This window comes from Klebsiella sp. K47, assembly GCF_051858335.1.
Taxonomy (GTDB): Bacteria; Pseudomonadota; Gammaproteobacteria; order Enterobacterales; family Enterobacteriaceae; genus Klebsiella; species Klebsiella pneumoniae.
The window spans coordinates 1-4437 of the sequence record NZ_JBPYUI010000056.1; the positions used below are offsets into that span (position 1 = coordinate 1).

Annotated in this window: 5 protein-coding genes and 1 pseudogene; 2 read left to right on the forward strand and 4 right to left on the reverse strand. The window is 56.9% G+C overall.

Features of this window, described 5'->3' with window-relative positions; translation table 11 throughout:
• A partial coding sequence (gene tnpC, locus RRF55_RS26790) for an IS66 family transposase (protein WP_045344958.1) occupies positions 1-1154 on the forward strand: 1154 nt, incomplete at its 5' end.
• 250 nt (positions 1155-1404) lie between these two features.
• Here tnpC and RRF55_RS26795 read toward each other — a convergent pair.
• The 3 genes and pseudogenes from RRF55_RS26795 to RRF55_RS26805 all read right to left on the reverse strand — a co-directional run.
• On the reverse strand, positions 1405-1968 hold the full coding sequence (locus tag RRF55_RS26795; protein ID WP_001097412.1) for a chlorite dismutase family protein: 564 nt from the start codon (positions 1966-1968) through the stop codon (positions 1405-1407).
• Between the two features lie 23 nt (positions 1969-1991).
• The gene (locus RRF55_RS26800; RefSeq protein ID WP_001348195.1) at positions 1992-2366 is read right to left on the reverse strand and encodes a cupin domain-containing protein; all 375 of its coding nucleotides are present in this window, start codon (positions 2364-2366) and stop codon (positions 1992-1994) included.
• A 189-nt stretch (positions 2367-2555) separates the two neighbouring features.
• Positions 2556-2992, reverse strand: a pseudogene (locus RRF55_RS26805) (IS66 family transposase); the annotation flags it as partial.
• A 292-nt stretch (positions 2993-3284) separates the two neighbouring features.
• On the opposite strand from RRF55_RS26805, the gene RRF55_RS26810 reads away from it, so the two are divergent.
• Complete coding sequence (locus RRF55_RS26810; protein WP_009486461.1) at positions 3285-3572, forward strand: thermonuclease family protein; 288 nt, start codon at positions 3285-3287, stop codon at positions 3570-3572.
• Positions 3573-4187: 615 nt separating this feature from the next.
• Here RRF55_RS26810 and RRF55_RS26815 read toward each other — a convergent pair.
• Positions 4188-4437, reverse strand: a 250-nt coding sequence (locus tag RRF55_RS26815; RefSeq protein WP_029403537.1) for a hypothetical protein, incomplete at its 5' end; no start/stop codon positions are given.

A 4437-nucleotide genomic window follows, 5' to 3' on the forward strand; every position in this document is an offset into this window, starting at 1 on the left:
TAAGGCCTTTGAATAAGACAAAAGGCTGCCTCATCGCTAACTTTGCAACAGTGCCCACCGTTGAACGTCACATCCGGGGCAAATGGGCCTGCGACAGCTGCGAGACGTTGATCCAGGCACCGGTGCCACCGCAGGTGATCGACAAAGGCATCCCCACCGCTGGCCTGCTGGCCCAGGTGCTGGTGGCCAAGTATGCCGACCATCTGCCGCTGTACCGTCAGGAACGCATGTTCGGCCGTGCCGGCCTGGAAATCCCGCGCTCCACCCTGGCCGAATGGGTGGGTGCCTGTGGTGTGCAGTTGCAGCCGCTGGTGGATGCGTTGAGAAATACTCTGCTGGAACACAGTGTTCTGCATGCCGATGAAACCCCGGTCAGCATGCTGGCCCCGGGCAAGAAGAAAACCCACAAGGCCTACGTCTGGGCCTACTGCACCACACCGTTTGCCGACCTGAAGGCAGCTATTTACGACTTCGCACCCAGCCGTGCAGGCGAACACGCCCGAACCTTCCTGGGTGACTGGCGGGGCAAGCTGGTCTGTGATGATTACGCTGGCTACAAGGCCGGGTTCGGCAACGGCATTACCGAAATCGGCTGTATGGCCCACGCCCGGCGCAAGTTCTATGACCTGCACGAGGCCAACAAGAGCGAATTGGCGGCCAAGGCCTTGGAATACATCGGTGGACTCTACGAGATCGAGCGGGAAACCAAAGATCTGCCACCGGATATGCGGCGGGAAATCCGGCAAACCAAAGCCAAACCCCTTGCCGATGCGCTGCATCAGTGGATGCTGGCCCATCGCCAGAAAGTGCCGGATGGCTCCGGCACGGCCAAAGCCCTGGATTACAGCCTCAAACGTTGGGAAGCGCTGACGCGCTACCTGGACGATGGCGCTGTGCCCATCGACAACAACTGGGTGGAAAACCAGATCCGACCCTGGGCGCTGGGGCGCAGCAATTGGCTGTTTGCGGGTTCACTGCGCAGTGGTCAACGTGCGGCTGCGGTCATGACCCTAATACAGTCAGCGAAGCTGAATCGGCATGATCCCTATGCCTACCTGAAGGATGTGCTGACTCGCCTGCCGACACAGAAGAACAACGCCATCGACGAGCTATTGCCCCACAACTGGAAACCGGCCATACCTAACAAGGTGTAGGCCGGACGTGTATGGAGAGCCTTCTTCGAAAGCTGGACAAGGTGCCAACTCTAGACGGCAGGATATGCCCTGGGAGATCGATGAGAGAAAGAGGAGGCCATAAGTAGAAAATTTCCCAAGCGACTGGTGGCTCGCTAGGCATACGTGTCGTGTTACTCCTAAGTTATTAGACACACTAGATTTTCCGGGCTTTGCTGGGCTGCGGGTGTCGCAGGTGTATGCCGCACGGAGATCGCAGTTAAACCTGATACTAGGCCGGCTCATGCACTAGCCGGATGTCGATTTCTCTGTCGACATACTTCCACTCCACCGAGGCCCGGAGTTCGGCCAAAAGCCTGTTAAAGCCCGGCTCATCAGACGGGGAATATTCGAACCACGTCAAGAAGTCGAAGGGTTCGCTCTCGCCCAGGTCCCGACAATGGTGGAGACGACGGGCCACAGCAGGGAGATATTGGAGCCCAATGTGAATGTGACGGGACTGCTCCTCAAAAATCTTCCGGCGTTCGTCTTGAGCCAGTCCCCACCATGAGGGGTTTTTCCGGATAGGGATCAGGGCGGCACAGGTGGCCTCTGCTCGACCCAAACTTGGCTGCTTCGCCACGAGACGATCCTTCTCTTCACGCACGACATAACGCTCGTTACTCGTTATCCCGCGAAGAAGCCATTTGGTGCCCAAAGGCTGCGGCGAAACAGAGCCAGCGGCTACGTCGAGCCGGGGGATTCCAGGGAGAGGGGCTCCCGCCACGGCATCCATCCGAACAACGCGCCAAACACCCGTTTCTCCACCAGCGAACGTAAATAATCGTGTATTCATCAGTTTCCTCTCAGGCCTTTCGCCTATTTCTCAGCCAACGCAAAACCGGCATTGCCCGGCGCAACCACTGAAACAAATATAAAAGGTTCGGGGCCAGAGTTCATTGCACCATGTACCTGCCCAGGTTTTGCGATCGCAATATCTCCAGCTTTAAGATGAGTGACTATGCCGTTACCTTGATGATATTCGGCTTCACCTGAGATAACCGTCCAAGTATCTTGGCCGTGAGGATGTACATGGGAAGCTATTTCCTGCCCAGGGTGGGCGTGCCAAACAACGACGACAGAGTCATTGGTTTCCAGAACAACCGAACGAATCGGTTCGCCGTTAGACGGACGAACATATTCATCCACCGAAAAAATCCGCGATTCAGTTTCTGCTCTCATGTTCACACCCATTTAAAACTGATTGGACACGTACTCTAAACGCAACTGCGCCTGGACAGCACATGAAGATATGTACCTAAGCGCCCTTCGGGAAAACTATGCTCTGGCGCACAGAGACCGTCAATACTCCGTCGTGGGTAGGCATGACATAACGGGAGGAGACGGGCGACGCTTTGGTCATATGTACATGAGAAGGTGGCTCGCCCGCTCGGCAGGGTTGTTGTCGATGGGCAGGTGTCCCCCTTTCGATGTAGCGGATCAGCTTTAACCAGTTGCTCGCAAGGCAATTGATTGCTTGCCCAAGGCACTTTGACGACGTGACCTGGGGAGGGGTTTTGTCCAGCCTAGCTTTCAGTTGCTCCAGGAAAGCCTGGCTTTGCGACTGGCGCGTCTGGTATCGCTGGGCATCGCCCGCCTCTTCCATGTCGCGCTCGATGCCGTAGAGCTTGTTGATAAGAGTCAGTGCCATCTCCGCTCGGCCGATCTTGCCCTTGGATTGAGTTTTCTGATGAACTTGCGCCGCGCATGCCCAGCAACCTATACGCTCGACGCCTTTCTGCCTCCAGGAGGCGCTGCGGCACCTCCTGGGTACGGCTAGCGGTGTAATTGAACAGGATGACCGGAAGATTTGGTGGGCCACCGCGATCTCCTCAGTAGCTATAGCCAAACAGGTTGGGTATGAGAAGTTCAAGGGGGGGCGAGCAAAGCCCCCGTTCCAATTGATTCTCTATTCCACACAAATGGCGATATAAGCCGGCGGGTGATGACGACCCTGGAAGCTCTGGCATCGAGAGTGGATGTCTACTCCATCGACGAGGCGTTTCTGGATCTGACCGGAATCGACCGGGTGGTAAGCTTCGAGCCTTTTGGTCGGCAGGCGATTTGGCTCAAGGTGGAATCACCGGACGGTTACGATACAACGGTCAACGCTTGCGCCTGCTGTCGATTGACACCCCGGAAACCTACAAGCCCAGGTGCGACGCCGAGCTGACGAAGGGCCGCGAGGCAACCGCACGCCTCCGCGAACTGGTTGCCAACGCTCAGCGCATCGAGGTTGTCGATTCCGGCCAAGCCGACAAGTACGACCGCCGCCTTGTTCACCTGCTGATCGACGGGCGGGACGTGGGGCAAACCCTCATGGCCGAGGGGTTAGCCGTTGAGTGGAGGCCCGGCCCGAATGCGTGGAGGGAACGCCGTCGCCACTGGTGCGGATACTGATCGCTTTTCAGCTTGAGCCAGGAGCGCCCCGCCGCAGTGATCGGCACTTGTGTCGATCCGAGGAGGCGCAAGAGCCACAAGCCCCTGATAGGACCACGTAACGCGGCCATGCCACTAGAGCACGGCCGCTTTTTTCTTTTAAAAACAAAAATATAAAAAAATCCTGTTGCTTGAGCCGGTGGTATTGTGGGCAACTGCCGACCTGTTGGCAGGGTGGGGGCAACCGCTCGCGGTTGTCCCTGGCCTGTCAATGGGGAACCGCGAAGCGGTTAGGCAGGTATCCGGCTTGCCGGATTGTCCATAATTCCACGGGCTGTTTTCCCCAGGGCTACACGTTTTATATATGTTTTTTTTGTTTTAAAGAGTTTTAGGGAATCAGAAGGCAAAATTTACCTTCATTATCAGTTGCTTATAGAACCCCTCGGTGGGTAATAGACGGTTTCCGGTGGGTAATAGACGGGGTTGGGTGGGTAAACGACGGAACCGGGTGGGTAATAGACGGACTATCCACAGGCTGGATCGCCGGATCGATCCCCTCCCGTCTATTACACACCCGCCTTGCGCAAACCCTGACCAGTAGTCGCCTCGCGCTCCGTCTATTACACACCGCCGCGCTTAGTATTCGCCTGGGTCCAGTGGGGGGAGAACCCCGGAGCTGCTGACGACTTCCCCGCGTTGCGGACGCTCGACCGTCTCGCCGGGTTTCAGCGGATAGCGCCGCAGCACTCGCCCGTATTCTTCGCTCGCCCGCTTTGCTTCCACGCGCACGCGGCCAGACTCCGAGTTGACGCAGTTCAGGTAATTTTCTGTGGCACTGTTGCAAATAGTCGGTGGTGATAAACTTATCATCCCCTTTTGCTGATGG

Bases quoted from the DNA above. Each gene is read 5' to 3' on its own strand.
- RRF55_RS26800 (WP_001348195.1), bottom strand. From the start codon at position 2,366: ATGGGTGTGAACATGAGAGCAGAAACTGAATCGCGGATTTTTTCGGTG.
- RRF55_RS26795 (WP_001097412.1), bottom strand. From the start codon at position 1,968: ATGAATACACGATTATTTACGTTCGCTGGTGGAGAAACGGGTGTTTGG.